Annotated in this window: 22 protein-coding genes and 1 other RNA gene; 19 read left to right on the top strand and 4 right to left on the bottom strand. The window is 49.7% G+C overall.

Annotated elements, in window-relative coordinates; translation table 11 throughout:
* The first annotated feature begins 34 nt into the window (after positions 1-34).
* From ACN0T0_RS15370 to ACN0T0_RS15330, 9 genes are all read left to right on the top strand, one after another.
* Positions 35-277: a hypothetical protein gene (locus ACN0T0_RS15370; RefSeq protein WP_417227595.1), complete on the top strand. Its 243-nt coding sequence runs from the start codon at positions 35-37 to the stop codon at positions 275-277.
* Positions 278-305: 28 nt separating this feature from the next.
* Positions 306-1,418 carry a cell division protein ZapE gene (zapE, locus tag ACN0T0_RS15365; RefSeq protein WP_417227593.1) on the top strand — a complete coding sequence of 371 codons (1,113 nt, stop codon included), beginning with the start codon at positions 306-308 and terminating at the stop codon, positions 1,416-1,418.
* 345 nt (positions 1,419-1,763) lie between these two features.
* Positions 1,764-2,192, top strand: a complete 429-nt coding sequence (gene rplM / locus ACN0T0_RS15360) for a 50S ribosomal protein L13 (protein ID WP_126159155.1) — start codon at positions 1,764-1,766, stop codon at positions 2,190-2,192.
* A 13-nt stretch (positions 2,193-2,205) separates the two neighbouring features.
* The gene (rpsI, locus tag ACN0T0_RS15355; RefSeq protein WP_296062245.1) at positions 2,206-2,598 is read left to right on the top strand and encodes a 30S ribosomal protein S9; all 393 of its coding nucleotides are present in this window, start codon (positions 2,206-2,208) and stop codon (positions 2,596-2,598) included.
* Between the two features lie 287 nt (positions 2,599-2,885).
* Positions 2,886-3,482 carry a ubiquinol-cytochrome c reductase iron-sulfur subunit gene (gene petA, locus ACN0T0_RS15350; protein WP_417227591.1) on the top strand — a complete coding sequence of 199 codons (597 nt, stop codon included), beginning with the start codon at positions 2,886-2,888 and terminating at the stop codon, positions 3,480-3,482.
* A complete protein-coding gene (locus ACN0T0_RS15345) occupies positions 3,482-4,729 on the top strand; it encodes a cytochrome b (protein WP_417227589.1) in 1,248 nt (415 codons plus the stop codon). The genes petA and ACN0T0_RS15345 overlap by 1 nt, the downstream gene beginning before the upstream one ends.
* Complete coding sequence (locus ACN0T0_RS15340) at positions 4,729-5,490, top strand: cytochrome c1 (protein WP_417227587.1); 762 nt, start codon at positions 4,729-4,731, stop codon at positions 5,488-5,490. The genes ACN0T0_RS15345 and ACN0T0_RS15340 overlap by 1 nt, the downstream gene beginning before the upstream one ends.
* A gap of 90 nt (positions 5,491-5,580) precedes the next feature.
* Complete coding sequence (sspA, locus tag ACN0T0_RS15335; RefSeq protein WP_417227585.1) at positions 5,581-6,210, top strand: stringent starvation protein SspA; 630 nt, start codon at positions 5,581-5,583, stop codon at positions 6,208-6,210.
* 65 nt (positions 6,211-6,275) lie between these two features.
* Positions 6,276-6,689: a ClpXP protease specificity-enhancing factor gene (locus tag ACN0T0_RS15330; RefSeq protein WP_417227583.1), complete on the top strand. Its 414-nt coding sequence runs from the start codon at positions 6,276-6,278 to the stop codon at positions 6,687-6,689.
* A gap of 199 nt (positions 6,690-6,888) precedes the next feature.
* Here the strand turns inward: ACN0T0_RS15330 and ACN0T0_RS15325 are convergent, their stop codons facing one another.
* The 4 genes from ACN0T0_RS15325 to ACN0T0_RS15310 are packed head-to-tail and all read right to left on the bottom strand — an operon-like array spanning position 6,889 to position 10,266.
* A complete protein-coding gene (locus ACN0T0_RS15325; RefSeq protein WP_417227581.1) occupies positions 6,889-7,455 on the bottom strand; it encodes a BON domain-containing protein in 567 nt (188 codons plus the stop codon).
* 3 nt (positions 7,456-7,458) lie between these two features.
* Entirely contained in the window at positions 7,459-8,049 is a 591-nt protein-coding gene (locus tag ACN0T0_RS15320) for an SIS domain-containing protein (protein WP_417227579.1), read from the bottom strand.
* Positions 8,050-8,060: 11 nt separating this feature from the next.
* A complete protein-coding gene (locus ACN0T0_RS15315) occupies positions 8,061-8,444 on the bottom strand; it encodes a YraN family protein (RefSeq protein ID WP_417227577.1) in 384 nt (127 codons plus the stop codon).
* A gap of 10 nt (positions 8,445-8,454) precedes the next feature.
* Positions 8,455-10,266 carry a penicillin-binding protein activator gene (locus ACN0T0_RS15310; RefSeq protein ID WP_417227575.1) on the bottom strand — a complete coding sequence of 604 codons (1,812 nt, stop codon included), beginning with the start codon at positions 10,264-10,266 and terminating at the stop codon, positions 8,455-8,457.
* Positions 10,267-10,305: 39 nt separating this feature from the next.
* On the opposite strand from ACN0T0_RS15310, the gene rsmI reads away from it, so the two are divergent.
* From rsmI to mraY, 10 genes are all read left to right on the top strand, one after another.
* Complete coding sequence (gene rsmI, locus ACN0T0_RS15305) at positions 10,306-11,142, top strand: 16S rRNA (cytidine(1402)-2'-O)-methyltransferase (RefSeq protein ID WP_417227573.1); 837 nt, start codon at positions 10,306-10,308, stop codon at positions 11,140-11,142.
* Between the two features lie 62 nt (positions 11,143-11,204).
* An RNA gene (gene rnpB / locus ACN0T0_RS15300) (RNase P RNA component class A) lies at positions 11,205-11,562 on the top strand.
* Positions 11,563-11,601: 39 nt separating this feature from the next.
* Entirely contained in the window at positions 11,602-11,862 is a 261-nt protein-coding gene (locus ACN0T0_RS15295; protein WP_417227571.1) for a hypothetical protein, read from the top strand.
* A gap of 495 nt (positions 11,863-12,357) precedes the next feature.
* A complete protein-coding gene (gene mraZ, locus ACN0T0_RS15290; protein ID WP_417227569.1) occupies positions 12,358-12,816 on the top strand; it encodes a division/cell wall cluster transcriptional repressor MraZ in 459 nt (152 codons plus the stop codon).
* Between the two features lie 18 nt (positions 12,817-12,834).
* Positions 12,835-13,773, top strand: a complete 939-nt coding sequence (gene rsmH, locus ACN0T0_RS15285; RefSeq protein WP_417227567.1) for a 16S rRNA (cytosine(1402)-N(4))-methyltransferase RsmH — start codon at positions 12,835-12,837, stop codon at positions 13,771-13,773.
* Entirely contained in the window at positions 13,770-14,120 is a 351-nt protein-coding gene (gene ftsL, locus ACN0T0_RS15280) for a cell division protein FtsL (protein WP_417227565.1), read from the top strand. Before rsmH ends, ftsL begins: the two co-directional genes overlap by 4 nt.
* Entirely contained in the window at positions 14,110-15,825 is a 1,716-nt protein-coding gene (locus ACN0T0_RS15275) for a peptidoglycan D,D-transpeptidase FtsI family protein (protein ID WP_417227563.1), read from the top strand. The genes ftsL and ACN0T0_RS15275 overlap by 11 nt, the downstream gene beginning before the upstream one ends.
* On the top strand, positions 15,822-17,333 hold the full coding sequence (locus ACN0T0_RS15270; protein ID WP_417227561.1) for a UDP-N-acetylmuramoyl-L-alanyl-D-glutamate--2,6-diaminopimelate ligase: 1,512 nt from the start codon (positions 15,822-15,824) through the stop codon (positions 17,331-17,333). The genes ACN0T0_RS15275 and ACN0T0_RS15270 overlap by 4 nt, the downstream gene beginning before the upstream one ends.
* Positions 17,330-18,718 (top strand): UDP-N-acetylmuramoyl-tripeptide--D-alanyl-D-alanine ligase, encoded by a 1,389-nt coding sequence (locus tag ACN0T0_RS15265; RefSeq protein WP_417227559.1) that lies wholly within the window; start codon positions 17,330-17,332, stop codon positions 18,716-18,718. The genes ACN0T0_RS15270 and ACN0T0_RS15265 overlap by 4 nt, the downstream gene beginning before the upstream one ends.
* Positions 18,718-19,800, top strand: a complete 1,083-nt coding sequence (mraY, locus tag ACN0T0_RS15260) for a phospho-N-acetylmuramoyl-pentapeptide-transferase (RefSeq protein ID WP_417227557.1) — start codon at positions 18,718-18,720, stop codon at positions 19,798-19,800. The genes ACN0T0_RS15265 and mraY overlap by 1 nt, the downstream gene beginning before the upstream one ends.
* Positions 19,801-19,806 lie beyond the last annotated feature (6 nt).

The following is a 19,806-nucleotide window of genomic DNA, read 5'->3' as shown; positions in this document are numbered from 1 at the left end:
TCGAAATTTATCCCCCTAGAAGGGGTCCCGCAGGGTGAAGTTTGTTGTTTTTGCTGTAGGAGCTGCCTCTGGCGGCGATGATGTTGTATCGAAATTTATCGCCCCTAGAAGGGGCTCCCACAGGGTGAGGTTTGTTGCTTTTGCTGTAGGAGCTGCCTCCGGCTGCGATGAGTTCGCTCAATGGCTGAGCTCGACTTCTCTCTTTGTTGCGTTGCAAAACAGGGTGCTGGAGAGTAAAGTGCCCAACCTTCTTTTAGATCCTTTTCTGAACATCTGACATTAGTTTGAATGGTACGGTTTCTCGCATGACTCCAATTGCTCGTTATAAAAAAGACCTTGAACGGGACGACTTCTCCTATGATTCGGCCCAGGAAGAAGCGGTTAAGCATCTACAGCGTTTGTATGATGACCTAGTGGCCAAACAGCAGCATAAGCCTAAGCCTACCGGATTGATGGGGCGCTTATCAGGCAAACTGAAGAAGAAAACAGTTGAGCCGGTTCAGGGCTTGTACTTCTGGGGTGGTGTCGGTCGGGGTAAGACTTACCTCATGGATACCTTCTATGACAGTCTGCCATTCGAGAATAAAGAGCGTACCCACTTTCACCGTTTTATGCAGCGGGTTCACCAAGAACTGAGACTGTTAGATGGCACACCCAATCCGTTGGTTGAAATTGGTAAGAAATATGCCAGCGAATTTCAGATTATCTGTTTCGATGAGTTTTTTGTTACTGATATTACCGATGCCATGATTCTCGGTGGTTTGTTGCAAGAGCTATTTAAAAACGGTGTATCGCTGGTGGCTACCTCTAACATTGTGCCTGATGGGCTATATGAAAATGGTTTGCAGCGTGCGCGGTTTTTACCGGCGATCGATCTGTTGAATAAGTTTACCGATGTTGTCAATGTCGATAGTGGTGTCGATTACCGCTTGCGTACCCTTGAGCAAGCTGAGCTGTATCATTATCCGTTGGATGCTGCTGCCGATGCATCTCTGAATAAGAGCTTTGAAAGCCTTGTGCCTGATCTTAATGATGTGGCTGAAAGCTGCGCGTTAGAAGTTAATGGTCGGAGTATTCAAGCCCGCCGTTGTTGCGAGGATGTTGCTTGGTTTGAGTTTTCTGAGCTGTGTGAAGGGCCGCGTAGTCAGAATGATTACATCGAGTTGAGTAAGGTTTTCCATGCTGTGTTGATTAGCAATGTACCGCAGCTTGGGCGTAACAACGATGATGCTGCGCGCCGCTTTGTTAACCTTGTTGATGAGTTTTATGATTGTGGCGTGAAATTAATTCTTACCGCTGAAAAGTCCATCCACGAGATCTACAGCGAAGGGCGTTTGGAGTTTGAGATACAACGAACTCAGAGCCGTTTACTTGAAATGCAGTCACAGGAATATTTAGCGCGTGAGCACCGGGCTTGATAACAGCGGTTACTCAAGAGTCACAGTGAGCATGATTTGCTGCTGGCTCGAAGAACCCTGCTTAATTGATTCAATGACAAGCATTTAAGTTAAGCGCTTTGTCGCTAGCCGCTTGAGCAGAAAGAGCAATGTGAAAGCGATTTCGAGCGACAGAGCGGTATGAATTTGAATCGCGAAATATTTATTGGCATATTTGTGCGGTTGCAGTATAATCCGCGCTCCTTCGGATTGGTCCGGGGAATTTTGACGTTGTAGACTGCGGTTTACAACCAATAATTATAAGGTCGTCGAACCTTGCTAATCAGTAGATTGGCCTAGTTCAGACTGATGTATAGGTAAATTATCATGACTACATTTAGCGCTAAGCCTGCAGAGGTAAAACGCGATTGGTATGTTGTAGACGCTGAGGGTAAAACTCTGGGTCGTCTGGCTACCGAGATTGCACGTCGCCTACGCGGCAAGCATAAAGCAGAATTCACTCCTCATGTTGATACTGGTGATTACATCATCGTTGTTAACGCTGAGAAAGTTAACGTAACTGGTAACAAGCGTAAGGACAAAATGTACTATCGCCATACTGGTTACCCAGGTGGTCTGCGTGAAACTTCTTTCGAGAAGATGGTTGAAACTCATCCAACACGCACCATCGAATTGGCCGTTAAAGGCATGTTGCCTAAAGGTCCCTTGGGTCGCGCTATGTACACTAAAATGAAAGTGTACGCTGGTGCAGAACATCCGCATGCGGCTCAACAGCCACAAGAACTGAACGTCTAAGGGGCAGGTCAATATGTCTACAACTCAGTATTACGGCACAGGCCGTCGTAAATCCTCTACTGCACGCGTATTCTTGCGTCCAGGTACAGGTAAAATCACTGTTAACCAGCGTGAACTTGATGTTTACTTCGGTCGCGAAACTGCTCGCATGATCGTTCGTCAGCCTTTAGATCTGACTGGTAACACTGAAAAATTTGATGTTTACATTACCGTTAAAGGCGGTGGTGGTTTCGGTCAGGCTGGTGCGATCCGTCACGGTATCACACGTGCGCTGATGGAATATGATGAGACACTGCGTCCTGAACTACGTGCTGCTGGTTTTGTAACCCGTGATGCACGTGAAGTTGAGCGTAAGAAAGTGGGTCTACGTAAAGCACGTAAGAAACCACAGTTCTCCAAGCGTTAATTCGCGCCGATACAGTTTTTGTATCGTACAAAAAGCGCCCGTGCCAGCAATGGTTCGGGCGTTTTTTTGTTTTATGGATGGCGCTTTGGTATGAGGTCAAGACTCGGTCGACTATAGGCGTAAAAAGGCGGTTTTGCCCCTAATTAGCCTTGTAAGAAGCAGGGAATTTCATTACTATTTGTGCCATTTTAAAAATCCGTTAATTCGGTATTCATTACTGAGCAACCCAATAATTGCTGCGCTGCAATAGTGTGGGGTTATAGGTTGAGTGAGGGGAGATAATCTTAATGAGTAATGACGGCGTGAATAAGGGGCGGCGACGTCTCCTGATCGGTGCCACCTCTGCTGTTGGGGCAGTGGGTGCCGTAGGAGCTGCTGTTCCGTTCGTGGCTTCATGGAATCCGAGTGCAAAAGCTAAAACAGCTGGCGCTCCGGTTAAAGCTGATGTCAGCAAGCTGGAAATCGGTCAGCAGATGATCGTGAAGTGGCGCGGCAAGCCTGTATGGATTGTGCGTCGTGGACCGGAAGCTTTGGCTAATCTAGCAAAGATTTCTGACCGTTTAGCGGATCCTGAATCGACAGTTCCACATCAGCCATCCTATGTACCAGGCACACCAGCCCGTGCAATTCGTGAAGATATTGCAGTGATGGTTGGTATTTGTACCCATTTGGGCTGTTCACCGACATACCGTCCTGAACTGGCACCTGAAGATTTGGGTGCTGATTGGGTCGGTGGTTTCTACTGCCCATGTCATGGCTCTCGTTTTGACCTGTCTGGTCGTGTATTGAAAGGTGTTCCGGCACCTACTAACCTGGTGATTCCGCCTCATTATTATGAGAGCGAAAATGTGATCATCATCGGTGTGGATCAGGAGACTGCATAATGGCTGGCGCACGTAATAAAGGAAATCCAGGCATCATTGGCTGGATCGATGATCGTTTCCCGCTAACGGCGATGTGGGATGATCATTTAGCAAAATACTATGCTCCAAAGAACTTCAATTTTTGGTATTTCTTTGGTTCCCTCGCTCTGTTAGTTCTGGTTAACCAACTGCTGACCGGTATCTGGTTGACCATGAGCTATAACCCAACAGCAGAAGGCGCATTCGCTTCTGTTGAATACATCATGCGTGATGTGGATTATGGTTGGTTGCTGCGTTACATGCACTCTACCGGTGCTTCGGCATTCTTTGCTGTGGTTTACCTGCATATGTTCCGTGGTCTGCTGTACGGTTCTTACCGTAAGCCTCGTGAGTTGGTATGGATCTTCGGTATGACGATCTATCTGGCGCTGATGGCTGAAGCCTTTATGGGTTACTTGCTGCCATGGGGACAGATGTCTTACTGGGGTGCTCAAGTAATTGTATCGCTGTTCTCTGCGGTGCCGGTTATTGGTCCAGACCTCGCTGAGTGGATTCGTGGTGACTACCTGATTTCGGGTATTACGCTGAACCGCTTCTTCTCGCTGCACGTAGTTGCACTGCCAATCGTCCTATTGGGTCTGGTTGTTATGCACATCATTGCACTGCATGAAGTGGGCTCTAACAACCCAGACGGTATTGAGATTAAAGAGAAGAAGGATGAGAACGGTATCCCACTCGATGGTATCCCATTCCACCCGTATTACACTGTGAAAGATATTGTCGGTGTAGTTGTCTTCCTGTTCGTATTCTGCCTGATCATCTTCTTCTTCCCTGAGATGGGTGGGTACTTTATTGAACAGCCAAACTTTGAACCGGCTAACCCGCTGAAGACTCCGCCGCACATCGCGCCGGTTTGGTACTTCACGCCGTTCTACGCTATGTTGCGTGCGATTCCGCCTATTGCGGCATCTCAGTTCCCAGGTGTTGTGGTGATGGGTGGTGCGATTGCTATCCTGTTTGTTCTACCTTGGTTGGATCGCAGCCCGGTTAAATCCATGCGTTATAAAGGCTGGATGAGCAAAGTATGGCTGGTGATTTTTGCAATCAGCTTTGTTGTGCTGGGTTATCTTGGGGTTGTTCCATCTTCTCCTGAGCGTACCGTGGTCGCACAAATCTGTACTGCACTGTATTTTGCATACTTCTTCCTGATGCCGTTCTACACCAGAATGGAAAGCACTAAACCGGTACCGGAAAGGGTGACAGGCTAATGAAAAAGTTTTTTATCGCAATTATGTTGGTGCTGGTGCCTGTCGTCGCCAGTGCGAGTACCGGCGGAGTCCATTTGGATACTATGGGGCCGGATCATACCAATAAAGAGTCACTGCAACGTGGCATGAAGACCTTTGTGAACTATTGCATGGGTTGTCATTCGGCTAACTTTCAGCGTTATGAGCGTGCTGCTATCGATCTCGGTATGCCTAATGAGTTAGTGCAAGAGCACTTGATCTTTGGTGAATCTAAGGTCGGTGAACAGATGACCATCGCTATGCCTCAGGCTGATGCGGCTGATTGGTTTGGTACGCCTCCACCTGATCTGACGTTGGAAACACGTCTGCGTGGTGAAGATTGGGTTTACACTTACCTGCGTAGCTTCTACAAAGATCCTGCGCGGCCTTGGGGTGTTAACAACGTGGTCTTCCCGGATGTTGGTATGCCCAATGTTCTAGAAGGTTTGCAGGGGATGCAGGTCAACCATTGCACCAAAGAAGAGATGGCTCATCATGAGAAAACCATTGATCCTTTGACTGGGCTGCAAATGGGTGGTTGTCTGAGCATTGCTGAAAAAGGCGAGCTTTCAGTTGAAGAGTTTGATAAGACTATTTATGACCTCGTGAACTTCATGTCTTATATGGGTAACCCTGTTAAGCTTGAATCTGAATCGATTGGTTATAAAGTGCTGATCTTCCTGGCTATCTTATTCGTCTTCGCGTTCGCGCTGAAGAAAGAGTACTGGCGCGACGTTCACTAAACGTCCGCGAGTCAGGAATACCGATACGTGGGCCAATTTTATTGGTCCGCGTATATTTTTTTTATGGAATAAGTGAAACGGGGTGATTTAATGGGTGTAGTGGCCAAGCGTTCTTCTATGACTTTTTACTCCGATGGCAATGATCATTATAGCCATCGGGTACGTATCGTTCTGGCTGAAAAGGGTGTTGCAGTTGAGATTAACGATTGCGATCCAAACAGTTTGCCTGAGGATCTGGCGTCACTGAATCCATACAATAGCTTACCGACTCTGTTGGATCGGGAATTGGTATTGTATGAGCCAAATGTGATGATGGAGTATCTGGATGAGCGTTTTCCTCATCCGCCGCTACTACCTGTCTATCCTGTTGCACGTGCTGAAAGCCGTCTGTATATGTATCGTATTCAGCGTGACTGGTGCTCTTTGGCTGATGTGATTTTAACGGCTGAAGATGCGGATGATGCTGACGAAGCGCGTAAAGCGTTACGTGACAGTCTGGTGGCTGTTTCACCGATCTTTGGTGAAAAAGATTTCTTCATGAGTGAAGAGTTTACCTTGGTAGACTGCTGTATCGCTCCGCTGCTATGGCGTCTAGAGATTCTGGGTGTTGAATTGCCAGAAGCTCAGTGCAAAGATCTTATTAAGTATATGGAGCGTCTGTTTGAGCGTGAAGCGTTTCAAATCAGCTTGTCTGAAGAAGAACGCGAAATGCGTGACTGATATTTCGTCGCTATAAATAACTAAAAAGGATGGGTTTTTACTCATCCTTTTTTTTGGAGTATGTAATGCAATCGAGTCGTGGATATCTTATCCGTGCGCTGAATGAGTGGATTCTTGACAGTGGTTGGACGCCGCACCTAGTTATTGATGCCGAAATTCAAGGTGTAATGGTGCCGCAGCAGTTTATCAGTGATGGTCAGATTGTCTTGAATATTGCGCCTTCTGCGGTGCAGAGTTTGACGGTTGAGAACGATGCTGTGAGTTTTAATGCGCGCTTTGGTGGCGTGCCCATGAATGTGTTTGTGCCGATCGTTGCCGTCATGGCGATCTATGCCCGTGAGAACGGTCAAGGCATGGGTTTCGGCGCGGAGCCGGGTGTCGAGGCGCTTTATGCCGATGAGCCTGAGAACGATCCGACACCGCCAAAAGCACCCGAGCCTAAAGCCAAGAGTCGACCTTCATTAAAGGTAGTGAAGTAGCGCTAAGGGTTTATTGCATCGCCCCTGGAAGGGGCTCCTACATGAGGATAATGCACCAACTCCTGTGGGAGCCCCGTCTCGGGGCGATGAATTTCAATCCGAACCATGGCTTATCGCCGCCGGAGGCGGCTCCTACAGGAGTGTTCTAAGGTAGGAGCTACCTCTGGCGGCGAGGAGAGGGCTGTTTATAAAGTCAGTATTAATCGATATATTCAAAGATCTTAACGATTTTTTGGATACCGTTGACGCTTTTTACCACTTGAATCGCTTTGTCCGCTTGTGCACGGGTGACTAAGCCCATTAAATAAACCACGCCGTTTTCCGTGACCACCTTGATTTGGCTAGCATCGACATCTTTATCACCAATCATATTGGCTTTGATTTTGGCAGTGATCCAAGTATCGCTGGCGCGGGTCAGGGTGGATGTTGGGCTGGTGATAGTCAGTTCGTTGTGAATACGGCGAATCTTGCGCACTTGGCTAACAATCTGTTCCGCTTCGAGTCGGCTTTCTTCGGTTGCTACCTGTCCGGTGATCAGCACGATGCCATTAAAGCTGGTGATGTTCACATGGCTGCTGCTCAGCTCAACTGAGCCTTTACTGATATTGACGTTGGATTTGATCTCAATGAGCTCGTCGTCAACGAAGCTGCCGGTGGTTCTACCCGTAGGGTCTTCCTTGATAGGCTCTTCTTTTAAACTGCTAACAACGGTTGAGCAGCCGCTGGTTAGAATGCCTGCGAGCATTAGGATCGCTATCCGTTTCATTTTTTATTCTCCGCCAAAAAGTTGAAAGTCAATTAGATCGCACAAGGCGTGCAGAATCAGCGTTTGTGCCCCAAAAATAAGTGCGGGGTCGTCTGCCGGAATGCAAAACTCAACCTCGTCCGGCAGTAATAGAGAGTGAATATTGTTATTAGTTCCCCCAGTCAGGGCGATGACTAGCATATCTCGATCATGAGCTGCTTGAATCGCCTGCACAAGGTTAGCCGCACGGCCATCACTAGAGAGAAGTAGCAGTAGATCGCCGGGTTGGCCGAGAGCGCGGATCTGTTTTGAAAAGATATCATTGAACTGGCCATCTTGGGCGATGCCGGTGAGTGCAGAACCTTCTGCGCTGAGAGATATTGCCGGAAGGCCGGGGCGTTCATGGCGAAACTGATTCATCAGCAAGCTTGTGAAATGCTGCGATAAGGCCGCACTTCCGCCGTTTCCGCAACACAGAATCTTGTTTTCGGATATCAGGCAGCCGAGCAAAAGCTCGCCAGCATGGGAAATCATCGGGGTGTATTCTTCGATGGTTTGGGCATTAACGTCCATGCTGTTATGGAATAGGTTAATGACTCGGTCTTGAAGTACCATCGGTGCTCCTGTCAGAAAGTGGCTTCAGGTCTGAAGGCGTCTTTATACCATACGGGGCGGGAATCTCCACTCCCGTGATCCTGATTGGCCTCGAATGCGATAACATCAAACCGGCATATGGGCAGATTACTGCTTTTCTGCTGGCTGAGGAAGTAACTCGCTGTTTTTATTAATTTCTTCTGTTTGCGAAAATCGACCGATAAACCGGCTCCGCCCCATTGTCGATAACGTCTACTGCGTACTTCAACAAACACCAATTGATCTTGATCGCGCATGATCAGATCGATTTCACCAAAGCGGCAGTGAAAATTTTGTTCGACCAATTTAAGGCCTTGCTGCTTGAGGTAGCTCAGTGCGCGTTGCTCGGCATCCTTGCCGATCTGTTGTCTGTCCATGGATATCTCATCACTCTAAGGGCTGGGCTATGCCTTGTGTAAATGTGGTCCAGTTAAGGGTACGCATAATCTGGTTATTCTCAGTGATAGAAAGAGAGCCGGTTTCGCCCTCTATCTTAGCAGAGCTCGACGCTGATAGTTGGGCTAGATAAGGAAACAGAGTGAAAGCATCAATACCTAATGCATACAGGCGTCCAAAACGGCTTTCGGTATCATCGCGCAGTTGTGCTAGCTGTAGGTGCGTTGCCGAGGGGGGGCTGCTGACCCAAGGAGTGGTAACGAAGTTAATGCCGTTAAGGTCCTGGTCTTCAATGGCTGATTCCGTGCCCGTATAGATCAGTGAGGTCGCATAGACGGGGATATTGCCGGCGTAATGGAACGCTAGCGTGGGTTTGATCTGGCGTGCACTTTGCGGCAGCGCGGCGAGGAATATCGCGTCGACATCTTGGCGGCGGCGATTTTCAAATTCAGGCCGTTGGCCGATGACTCGAGTGAGTTGAGATTTGCGTATTCCACTCTGATCGGTGCCTAATAACTCGGCGATCTGTTCTGAATAGCTGATATTGTCATTGTAACGGCGACTGTCGAGGATGGTGCCGCCGAGTTCGTTGAAGCGACGGCTAAAGGCATTGGCGGCGCGTTCTCCCCAGTCTGTATTGGCAGTATAAATCAACACTTGGCGTTTTTGGTCCTGCCACACCCGCTCTGCTGCTTGAGAGGCTTCATCTTCGATGGCTAGGCCGAACTGGTAAATATTGCTTTGTTGTAAGCCGGGCACAGTATTGAGTGTTAGTGTTGGAATTGGGGCCGGTCCGTAATTGATCAGCTTTTCGACCATCTCTTTTTGTAGCGGGCCGACAATTAAGTCGATATTGCGCTCTGTGGCAAGCTGGTACAGTTGCTCGGGTGTATTAATTTTAGTCGAGTCGAGCATGGTGACTCTGGCGGTTGTTTTACCCGCTTGTACGGCATTGTAGTGGGCTGTCATAAAGCCGGTAATGATAGCTTCAGCGGGTTTTTGTAGATTGCCGCTCATTGGTAAGAAAAGGGCGATGTGTTCGGCGCTTAACGTCTCTGCGTTGCTGACGGCTTGGAGTGCGTCGGGGGGGATTTGCTGGGCTGGGTGAGATTGCCAGAGGACATTCCATTGCTGCAGTTGTTTGTCTTGTTGGTTTAGGTCTAAGGCGTTGCCTGCGCTAAGCGCGAGTTCATACCAGCCCTGTTGATAATAGTTGTTGTCCGCTTGTTGGCTCAGCTGTTTTAGTTGATCGATCGGCATCTGTGTTAGTAAGTTCCAGATGCGATTATGGAGCGTTCTGGCTTTATCAGCGGGACTGTAGCTGCTTAGTTGAATGAGTTGTTGCAGTTCGTTGAATGAATTTTCCTGATAGCGATAGGCGTCAGCCTGCATCTCACCTATTAGGTATTGTTGCTCTGTGGGTAAGTTTTGGGTCGTTCCCGCTGGCAGTTGCTGTAAATAGCGAAGCGCTCGTTGTCCGTCCTGTTGTTGCAGTGCGGTTCTGGCTCTTAACTCAGAGATCTCAAATTGCAGGGCGGGTGTCAGGCGCTGCATATCGACTTCGTCGAGCAATTGTGATGCCTCGTCTTGTCTATTTTGCGCAATCAGGATGCGGGCCGCTTTGGCTTTGAGTTGTGCACTTTTAACCGGCGCAGCCACCTCCGCCAGTTGGATAAGTTCGGCGACCTGCTGCATCGGGTCAGTGGAGGCTGGGGTCATATTTCCCTGTTGGGAACCGCAGCCGGTAAGAAAAAGTGCTACGCTGGCGGTTAGGACCAGAGACAGACGGCTTGGAAACGTCATATACTTTCACATCCTGAATTATAAATGGCTCGAATACTGATGTCCGAAGCAGTTTTGTATGTTGTTGCAACGCCAATTGGCAACTTGGAAGATATGACGCCGCGCGCGCTCCGTATATTGGAGTCGGTTGCATTAATTGCGGCTGAAGATACCCGCCATAGTGGACGTTTGCTGTCACATTTTAATATCAAAACGCCGATGATAGCAGTTCATGACCATAATGAACGCCAGCAGCAGCAAAAAATTATCGAAAAGTTGCAGAGAGGCGAAGATATTGCGCTGATTTCTGATGCTGGCACGCCGTTGATCTCTGATCCCGGCTTTGTTTTGGTGCGTGAAGTGCGTACGGCGGGTTTTAAAGTGACGCCGTTGCCGGGGTGCTGTGCGTTAGTGGCGGCTCTGTGTGCCGCCGGTGTGCCTTCCGATCGTTTTGCTTTTGAGGGCTTTCCTCCAGCAAAGTCTCAGCAGCGGCTTAATTTTTATACCGCGCTGGCGGCGGAAACTCGGACCTTAATGTTTTATGAGTCCCCTCATCGAATTATCGATAGTTTAAAGGATATTGTTGCGGCTTTCGGGGCGGAGCGAAATATTGCTCTTGCCCGAGAGTTAACGAAAACCTTTGAGACTTTTCTTAACGACACCGCTGAAGAGGTGTTGGCTCAGGTCGAGGCAGACCCTAATCAGCGTAAAGGTGAATTTGTGTTGATGGTCGAAGGGGCTCCGAAGCAGGATGAAACTCTGCTGGACCCTCGCAGCAGTGAAGTGCTGGATATTCTGCTTGAAGAGTTGTCGGTGAAGCAGGCTTCGGCGCTCGCGGCGAAAATTACCGGGATTAAAAAGAAGGTAATGTATCAAGCGGCGCTTGAGCGTAAATAATTCGCTGCGCTAACGACTGTTGTGCTTGCTTATGGTGTGCTTGCTGGTATCCTTTGCGCCGTAGAGTTCGCCAGACAATCGCTGCTTCCGTAAGGGAGGGGAGGAAAGTCCGGGCTCCATCGGGCAGGGTGCCAGGTAATGCCTGGGAGGCGCAAGCCTACGGCAAGTGCAGCAGAGAGTAAACCGCCTACGTTTCCTGTTTACAGGAAGCCGGTAAGGGTGAAAGGGTGCGGTAAGAGCGCACCGCGTGCGTGGTAACACGTCACGGCAAGGTAAACCCCACCTGGAGCAAGACCAAATAGGAATCCATGAGGCATGGCCCATGCTGGATTCGGGTAGGTCGCTTGAGGCCTGTGGCGACGCAGGCCCTAGATGAATGATTGTCCACGACAAAACCCGGCTTATCGGCGAACTCTACACCTCTACATTTCATTTTCCTTTTTTGCATCTAGGTGCTGGATGTCCACGACAGCTCTCGGTAAAAACCTAGGGCTTATCGGCGAACTCTACACTTTCTTCTTTATGATCTTGATGTCCACGACAGCTCTCGGTAAAAACCTAGGGCTTATCGGCGAACTCTACACTTTCTTCTTTATGATCTTGATGTCCACGACAGCTCCTTACCAAAATCTAGGGCTTATTGGTGAACTCTGTTTTTCTTCTTTATGGCTAAACTTTGATGCCCACGACAACTCCCCGTCACCATCTAGGGCTTGTTGATGAAGCCGACACTTTTTATTGAGTCATTTTAATTAAACTGGGGCTGAGTTTTAGTTGGCAGGCATATTATTGCCCGGGATCAAGTCCTTCTTAGATATTTGTCTCAGTGCTTTCGGCGCTCTTGGTGGTCGCTGGTTTTGACTCGTTGAGTGGGTGTCGCTACTTTTCTTTTTTGTGCTCGGTATTGTGTCGCTATTCGGCTGAATCGGGTTGGCTTGAATGACTCTGATTTGTTCCTGCTTTATTTTCATCTGAAATACAGGCAGCTCGGGCGTAGTAACTACTTACTTTTTTCAACTCGCTGTTTTCTTGGCTGTTTTTATCTCATGGGTATCGCTGGGCGATGAATTGTATTCGCCGAGTTCATAGTCCGTCTGTTTCTTACCTTATGCCACACGCTTTCTTTCTTGCAAATAGAGGGCTTAATTCCTATAGTGTGCACTAGTGGGAAAATGTGGGTAAATGTGGGTTATTTTGTTTTTTTAGGAGAGTTTTTTGTTTTTTCGTGGGGTCAATCCAATCAATCTGGATGCCAAGGGCCGTATGGCCATACCGGCACGCTACCGTGACACGCTCACGGAGCATTGCGGTGGGCAACTAGTGGCGACGATTGATACGGAAGAACGCTGCCTATTGTTATACCCCCTGGCTGAATGGGAAGAGATTCAGGCGAAGATTGAAGCATTACCCAGTTTTAATCCAGCCGCGCGGCGTATTCAGCGGTTGTTGATCGGCCATGCTACCGATATCGATATGGATGGCAATGGACGTTTGTTGTTACCGGCTCCGTTACGTGAATATGCCGGCTTAAATAAGAAAATTGTTTTGCTAGGTCAGGGTGGCAAGTTTGAAATTTGGAGCGAAGAGCGCTGGATGGCGACTCGCGATGAGTATTTGGCAGAAGCGGATGGTGGTGCAGAGCTACCGGATGAGTTACAGAATTTATCACTTTAAACCGACAGGGGTTAGCACATGAGTGCAGAGTTTAAACATATCACAGTGTTGCTGAATGAGGCTGTGGATACCCTGGTCGAAGATCCGGATGGGTTTTATATCGATGGTACCTTTGGCCGCGGCGGTCATTCTGCGTTGGTATTAAGTCGGTTGTCTGAACATGGTCACCTGATGGGTATCGATAAAGATCCCGAGGCGATTGCCTGTGCGGCAGAGCGATTTGGTGATGAACCTCGTTTTAGCATTGAGCGAGGCTCATTCGCGCAGTTAGAAGAGTTTGTCCGTCAGCGGGAGCTGGCAGGACAGGTTGATGGTGTGTTGTTAGATCTAGGGGTTTCATCGCCGCAGTTGGATGACCCTACTCGTGGTTTTAGTTTTATGTCCGATGGGCCGCTGGATATGCGGATGAATCCGGATGTCGGTGAAAGTGCTGCTGAGTGGTTGGCCCGGGCGGGTGAAAAAGAGATTGCTGATGTGCTCTATACCTATGGTGAAGAGCGTCATTCGCGGCGAATGGCGCGTGCGATTATCAACGAGCGAGCCCTTGACCCTATTGTCACCACCGGACGTTTGGCAAAAATTATTACTGAAGCTAACCCTGCTTGGGAAAAAGGTAAAAATCCGGCCACTCGTGCTTTTCAAGGTATCCGTATCTTTATTAACCGAGAGCTAGAAGATTTAGAAGATTGTCTCGATCAGGCGTTAGAGATGCTTAAGCCCGGTGGTAATCTGGTGGTTATCAGTTTTCATTCTCTGGAAGACCGTATTGTTAAGCGCTTTATTCGCAAATATGTCAAAGGCGATGAACATCTGCCACCGGGTATTCCGGTCACCGATGACATGTTGAATATCCGTCTAAAAGCGGTGGGTAAAGCGAGGAAAGCGGGGCAGGATGAAGTATCCGGTAATCCACGCTCACGCAGTGCCGTGATGCGGGTCGCTAAAAAAGTACGATGAAACTGAGTGTGCCGTTACCGCCGTGGTTGAAGGCGAAAGAAGAGCCACGCATCGATGGGATAATTGAGCCTGTCGAGCTAATTAAGTCTGGGGTGTTGTTGTTTTGTCTGGTGTCCCTGCTGGTGGTGTCTGCGTTACTGGTGATCTGGTCGGCGCATCAGTATCGGGTGCTGTTTAATCAGCAGCAGGAATTAGTTCAGCAGTGGGATGAGTTGCAGGTTGAATGGGGCCAGCTATTGCTTGAGCAGGGCACGTTGGCGGCGAATAACCGGGTTGAATCAGTGGCAATTAAACGCCTAGGAATGCGAATTCCTGAGCAGGTTGAGGTGATCAGAGATGAGCGATGAGCAAGGTTTTCAAGCTCGTGCAGCAAGAGGCTGGCGCTTATGGCTGGTGTTTTTTTTGCTGTGCCTGATCGCTACCGGTGTGGCAGGCAAAATGCTCTCGTTGAATGTTCAGGAACAAGCGTTTCTGAAGCGTCAGGGGGATGCTCGGGTGTTGCGTACGGCTATTATTCCGGCGCACCGGGGCATGATCAGTGATCGTAATGGACTGCCTTTATCGGTTAGCGCACCGGTTTCAACCGTATGGATGAATCCGAAAGAGTTTGATCTGCAAAATGGCTCTATTACTAAGCTAGCGACTCTGATTGAAACCGATAAAAATGCCCTGCTAAAGCGAGTTGCTCGGTTTCGTGATAAGCAGTTTATCTATCTGAAACGGCAGATGACGCCTGCGCAGGCGGAACAAGTTGAAGATCTCCATATCCCCGGTGTTTATGTGGACCGTGAGTATAAGCGTTTCTATCCCGCTGCCGAGGTTGCGACGCACTTAGTGGGCTTTACCGGTCTGGATGGTGTGGGACAGGAAGGTATTGAGCTGGCATTTGAAGATTGGTTGCAGGGCATACCCGGAAAGAAACTGGTGATGCGGGATCTGTTGGGCCGCACGGTTAAGCATATTCGGGAGCTTGAACCGATGGTGCAGGGCAAAGACCTGCAGCTGAGTATCGATCTGCGGTTGCAGTATTTAGCCTATCGAGAATTGAAAGCGGCGGTGCAGGCCCATAAAGCGGATTCTGCCGCAATGGTGGTGTTAGACGTACATACCGGAGAGGTCTTAGCGATGGTGAATCAGCCATCATATAACCCGAATGACCGGAGTAACCTTGGCAAGGGCATGGAATCGCTACGTAATCGAGCGGTAACGGATACCTTTGAGCCGGGGTCGACCATGAAACCATTGACGGTCGCTGCGGCATTGATGAGCGGCAAGTATACCTTGGATAGCGTGATCGATACTTCGCCGGGTTATATCCGGGTGAAGAGCAAGACGATTCGAGATCATCGTAACTATGGCAAGCTGACGCTGGGGCGAATTATTACTAAATCCAGTAACGTCGGTGCGACTAAGCTAGCGCTCAGTATGCATGGCGATGCGGTACGAAATGTATTTCATAACGTCGGCCTAGGACAGGTGCCGGGTACCGGTTTTCCGGGTGAGCAGGCTGGTGTTTTGCCTTATTTAGCGGAAAAACGTTTGGTAGAACGGGCGACTATGTCCTACGGCTATGGTCTGTCTGTTACGCCGTTGCAGTTGGCGCACTCTTATCTGCCATTTGCGACGGGCGGTTTAGTGCGGCCTGTGTCACTGCTGAAGCTTGATCGGCCTGAGTCAGGTACTCGGGTAATGCCGGAAAAAGTTGCTAATGCGGTGTTACGCATGATGGAGACCGTTACTCAGAGTGGTGGTACCGGACGTCGTGCTGCCATTGAGGGGTATCGGGTGGCTGGTAAGACCGGCACCGTGCATAAGGTGGGTGTGAACGGTTATGCCGATGATCAGTATATGTCCATCTTTGCCGGTGTTGCCCCGGTGGATAATCCGGAGATCGTTGCTGTAGTTATGGTGGATAACCCTAAGGGGCAAGAGTATTACGGTGGCGAAGTGGCGGCACCGTTATTTTCCCGGGTAGTGGGTGGTGCGTTAAGAATGCTGAATGTGGCGCCGGATAATTGGCAGCCTGCATCATCCCATGTGGTGATGAAATGAGTGGCGTTCAGACCCCCTCGGCTTGTTACGCCTTGGCTGACTTACTACCGCAACTGGCCGGTACAGTGCTGGCACCGTTGGCGGTGAGTGGGATTTGTCAGGACAGCCGACAAGTAAAATCGGGTGATCTATTTTTCGCCCGTGATGGTGTTAACCATAAAGGTATTGATTTTGTTTGCTCCGCTGCAGCAGAAGGGGCAGTCGCTGCGATCGTTGATGACGCAGAACTGGCTGCAGCGGACCCTATTAATGTGTCGATCCCGCTGATCGGTGTGGCAGATGTTGCTGCCACGATTGGCGAGGTCGCCTCGCGTTTCTATGGTGAGCCTTCACTTCACATGCGGGTTATCGGGGTAACCGGGACTAACGGTAAAACCTCTTGCGCCCATTATATTGCCCAGTTACTGAGTTTCTGTGGTGAGACCTGTGGTCTGATTGGCACGGTGGGGAATGGGCTGTTGGGTCAGTTAAATGACGCGACCCATACCACCCCCGATGCTATCGGTGTGCATCAGTTATTGGCGGACTTTCGTCAACAGGGTGCAACGGCTGTGGTGATGGAAGTGTCCAGCCATGCGTTAGATCAGCAGCGGGTTAGCGGCGTTCATTTTGACGCGGCGGGATTTACTAACCTATCCCGTGATCACTTAGATTATCACGGTGATATGGAAAACTATGGTGCGGCGAAGGCGCGTTTATTTACTGATTTTGATATCGATCATCAGGTGATCAATGGGGATGATCCATTTGGCGCTAATTTATTGGCCCGCAAAGATGGTCACGAGCGGCTGAGCTTTGGCGAATTAGACGGTGTTGCCGTACGGGCGACCGAGGTAACGCTTTCCGCGACCGGTATTCGCGCCCAGATTAGCACACCCCAGGGAACCTTTAGGTTGGATACCGGTCTTATCGGCCGGTTTAATCTGAGCAACCTACTGTTGTCGATTGGAGTAACTCTAAAAATGGGTTATCCACTGGATCAGATTGAGAGTGCGGTGAGGCAATTGAGCCCTGTTGCTGGTCGAATGCAGTTGGTGTCAAGGCAATCGCCGCTGGTGGTGGTTGATTATGCCCACACGCCAGATGCGCTGGAAAAAGCCTTGCAAGCATTGCGAAGCCACTGCGAAGGCGAACTTTGGTGTGTGTTTGGCTGCGGCGGTGATCGGGATATGGGTAAGCGAGCGCCGATGGCGATAATCGCTGAGCAGTTAGCCGAGCGCGTTGTCGTGACCAGTGATAACCCGCGCACTGAAGATCCACAACAGATTATTGAAATGGTGATGGCGGGCTTCAGTGATGCGCCGCAGGTTATCTGTGAACTGGACCGTCAACGTGCCATTGAATACGCTGTAGCGGCATTGAAACCTAAGGATATTTTGTTGATAGCTGGGAAAGGTCATGAGACTTATCAGGATATACAGGGCGTGAAACGACCATTTGATGATTTGGCCGTGGCGCGTCATGCCCTAGATGTTGTGCGTCAACAGCGCCTGGAGGGGCAGCAATGAACGGCCCTTTTAATCTGAGTGAGCTGGCCGGGCCGTTGTCTGCCCGGCTGATTGGCGCGAGTTGCGAAGTGCAGGGTGTCAGCACCGATACCCGCAATATACAGGCCGGTGATCTGTTTATCGCGTTGCGGGGCGAGCATTTCGATGCCCATGAGTTTGTCGCCCAAGCGGTTGCTGATGGCGCGATAGCGGTTGTTGTCGAGCGGCAAGTCGAGATTGATGTGCCGCAGCTGGTGGTTAGTAATACGCGGATGGCGCTGGGTAATATCGCGGCCTTTAATCGTGCCCGCTTTAGTGGCTCCATGTTTGCGGTGACCGGAAGTAGTGGCAAAACCACCGTTAAAGAGATGTTGGCATCAATAAACCGGTTACGAGGTCAAACGTTGGCCACTCAGGGCAACTTGAATAACGATATTGGCGTGCCTTTGACTTTACTGCGGTTGTCAGCGGGTGATCGTTATGCGGTTATCGAAATGGGCGCCAGTGGCGCTCACGAGATCGCCTATAGCACCCAACTGACAAAGCCGGATGTAGCAATATTGAATAATGCCTATGGCGCACATCTCGAGGGCTTCGGCTCGCTTCGAGGTGTAGTGCTAGCCAAGGCGGAAATATTTGAAGGTCTGTCGGAGAACGGCACCGCCATTGTAAATTTGGATGATCCGCATGCCAGTGTTTGGTTGGGCATGTTAGCGCAACAACCGCTATTGACCTTTTCACTGGCAAATCCTGAAGCAACGGTGTTTGCGTCGGATATCCGCTTACAGGACAGCGGTTGTTATGGGTTTAGTCTGAACTATCAAGGTAGTCAGTATTCGGTCAGCCTAGCGTTGATGGGACGTCATAATATTGCTAATGCCTTAGCCGCAGCGGCGGCGGTGATAGCCGATGGCTGTGAGCCTAAAGTGGCAGCCAAAGGTTTAAGTCAGTGCCAAGGGGTTGCCGGGCGGATGCGACCTATTCGCTTAGATGACGCCACACTGCTTATCGATGACAGCTATAACGCCAATCCGGATGCGGTGAAAGCCGCGTTGGATACCCTCGCAGAGCTTGAGGGTGAACAGGTATTGGTACTGGGTGATATGGGTGAATTAGGTGCTGATGAACTGCAACAGCATCAGGATGTGGGGCAGTATGCCGCCGCTAAACATATCGATAGCTTGCTTAGTTGTGGTGTGTTGAGTCGTGCAGCCCATGATGGCTTTATCGCCGCCGGTGGTCAAAACGCCCAGCATTTTACAGATAAAAAGGCGCTGTTGCGTTATCTGCAGCAGCTGCCGACGAGTCAGCGTGTTCTGTTGGTAAAAGGGTCTCGCAGTGCGGGAATGGATCAAATTGTAATGGGCCTGACCAATGATGGCTCTACCGATGGAGGTAGTCACTGATGTTATTACTACTGGCCAACTGGCTAGCTGAATATAACAGTTTTTTCGCCGTGTTCAGTTATCTAACGCTGCGCAGTATTCTCGGCGTGCTGACCGCACTGGCGATCTCATTGATGCTTGGACCTGCGTTGATTCGTAAACTGAAAAGTAAACAGATCGGCCAAACGGTTCGCAGTGATGGACCGGAGTCCCACTTTAGTAAAGCTGGTACGCCTACCATGGGTGGCGCACTAATTATTCTGGCCATTATGATCAGCAGCCTGCTTTGGTCTGATCTGAGTAACCGTTATACCTGGATTGTGCTAGGGGTAACCTTTATCTTTGGCGCGGTTGGCTGGGTGGATGATTACCGCATGGTGATCGAAAAGAGCACCCGAGGATTACCGGCCCGTTGGAAATATTTTTGGCAATCGGTGGGCGGCTTAGGGGCCGCTATTGTGCTGTATATGACGGCGCAATCACCGGCAGAAACCCAGTTGATTATTCCGATCTTTAAAGACGTTGCCATCGAGATGGGGCTGTTCTTTATCGTGTTCACTTATTTCGTCATTGTCGGCACATCTAATGCGGTCAACCTGACGGATGGTTTAGATGGTTTGGCTATTTTGCCGACGGTCTTGGTTGCCGGTGCATTGGGCTTTTTCGCTTACTTGGGCGGTAACGTTAACTTTGCTAACTACCTGCATATTCCTTATATCGCGGGTGCGGGTGAATTGGTGATTATCTGTGCTTCGATTGTTGGCGCAGGGCTCGGATTTTTGTGGTTTAACACCTACCCGGCACAGGTCTTTATGGGTGATGTTGGTGCGTTGGCCCTAGGTGCCGCGTTGGGTGTTATTGCCGTAGTTGTACGCCAGGAATTGGTGTTGCTGATTATGGGCGGGGTATTCGTGATTGAAACCGTGTCGGTAATTTTGCAGGTGGCATCGTTCAAGTTGACGGGGCGGCGGATCTTTAGAATGGCACCCCTGCACCACCATTTTGAATTAAAAGGTTGGCCTGAACCACGGGTTATTGTGCGTTTTTGGATTATTACGGTAGTGCTGGTACTGATCGGACTAGCAACGCTGAAAATACGTTAGTGGAGT

The sequence above is a fragment of the Amphritea sp. genome (assembly GCF_048266285.1).
In the GTDB taxonomy this organism is placed as follows: Bacteria; Pseudomonadota; Gammaproteobacteria; order Pseudomonadales; family Balneatricaceae; genus Amphritea.
Note: the sequence above shows the minus strand (reverse complement) of the source record. Positions and strands in the feature narration are given on the sequence as shown.

What these genes read in the sequence shown, in the direction of transcription:
- ACN0T0_RS15265 (WP_417227559.1), top strand. Translation starts at nt 17,330, where the DNA reads ATGAACGGCCCTTTTAATCTGAGTGAGCTGGCCGGGCCGTTGTCTGCC.
- ftsL (WP_417227565.1), top strand. Translation starts at nt 13,770, where the DNA reads ATGAAACTGAGTGTGCCGTTACCGCCGTGGTTGAAGGCGAAAGAAGAG.
- zapE (WP_417227593.1), top strand. Translation starts at nt 306, where the DNA reads ATGACTCCAATTGCTCGTTATAAAAAAGACCTTGAACGGGACGACTTC.
- rsmH (WP_417227567.1), top strand. Translation starts at nt 12,835, where the DNA reads ATGAGTGCAGAGTTTAAACATATCACAGTGTTGCTGAATGAGGCTGTG.
- ACN0T0_RS15275 (WP_417227563.1), top strand. Translation starts at nt 14,110, where the DNA reads ATGAGCGATGAGCAAGGTTTTCAAGCTCGTGCAGCAAGAGGCTGGCGC.
- ACN0T0_RS15345 (WP_417227589.1), top strand. Translation starts at nt 3,482, where the DNA reads ATGGCTGGCGCACGTAATAAAGGAAATCCAGGCATCATTGGCTGGATC.
- ACN0T0_RS15315 (WP_417227577.1), bottom strand. Translation starts at nt 8,444, where the DNA reads ATGGACAGACAACAGATCGGCAAGGATGCCGAGCAACGCGCACTGAGC.
- ACN0T0_RS15270 (WP_417227561.1), top strand. Translation starts at nt 15,822, where the DNA reads ATGAGTGGCGTTCAGACCCCCTCGGCTTGTTACGCCTTGGCTGACTTA.
- rsmI (WP_417227573.1), top strand. Translation starts at nt 10,306, where the DNA reads ATGTCCGAAGCAGTTTTGTATGTTGTTGCAACGCCAATTGGCAACTTG.
- rpsI (WP_296062245.1), top strand. Translation starts at nt 2,206, where the DNA reads ATGTCTACAACTCAGTATTACGGCACAGGCCGTCGTAAATCCTCTACT.
- ACN0T0_RS15340 (WP_417227587.1), top strand. Translation starts at nt 4,729, where the DNA reads ATGAAAAAGTTTTTTATCGCAATTATGTTGGTGCTGGTGCCTGTCGTC.
- petA (WP_417227591.1), top strand. Translation starts at nt 2,886, where the DNA reads ATGAGTAATGACGGCGTGAATAAGGGGCGGCGACGTCTCCTGATCGGT.
- ACN0T0_RS15295 (WP_417227571.1), top strand. Translation starts at nt 11,602, where the DNA reads ATGTCCACGACAGCTCTCGGTAAAAACCTAGGGCTTATCGGCGAACTC.
- mraY (WP_417227557.1), top strand. Translation starts at nt 18,718, where the DNA reads ATGTTATTACTACTGGCCAACTGGCTAGCTGAATATAACAGTTTTTTC.
- ACN0T0_RS15310 (WP_417227575.1), bottom strand. Translation starts at nt 10,266, where the DNA reads ATGACGTTTCCAAGCCGTCTGTCTCTGGTCCTAACCGCCAGCGTAGCA.
- sspA (WP_417227585.1), top strand. Translation starts at nt 5,581, where the DNA reads ATGGGTGTAGTGGCCAAGCGTTCTTCTATGACTTTTTACTCCGATGGC.
- ACN0T0_RS15325 (WP_417227581.1), bottom strand. Translation starts at nt 7,455, where the DNA reads ATGAAACGGATAGCGATCCTAATGCTCGCAGGCATTCTAACCAGCGGC.
- rplM (WP_126159155.1), top strand. Translation starts at nt 1,764, where the DNA reads ATGACTACATTTAGCGCTAAGCCTGCAGAGGTAAAACGCGATTGGTAT.
- ACN0T0_RS15330 (WP_417227583.1), top strand. Translation starts at nt 6,276, where the DNA reads ATGCAATCGAGTCGTGGATATCTTATCCGTGCGCTGAATGAGTGGATT.
- ACN0T0_RS15320 (WP_417227579.1), bottom strand. Translation starts at nt 8,049, where the DNA reads ATGGTACTTCAAGACCGAGTCATTAACCTATTCCATAACAGCATGGAC.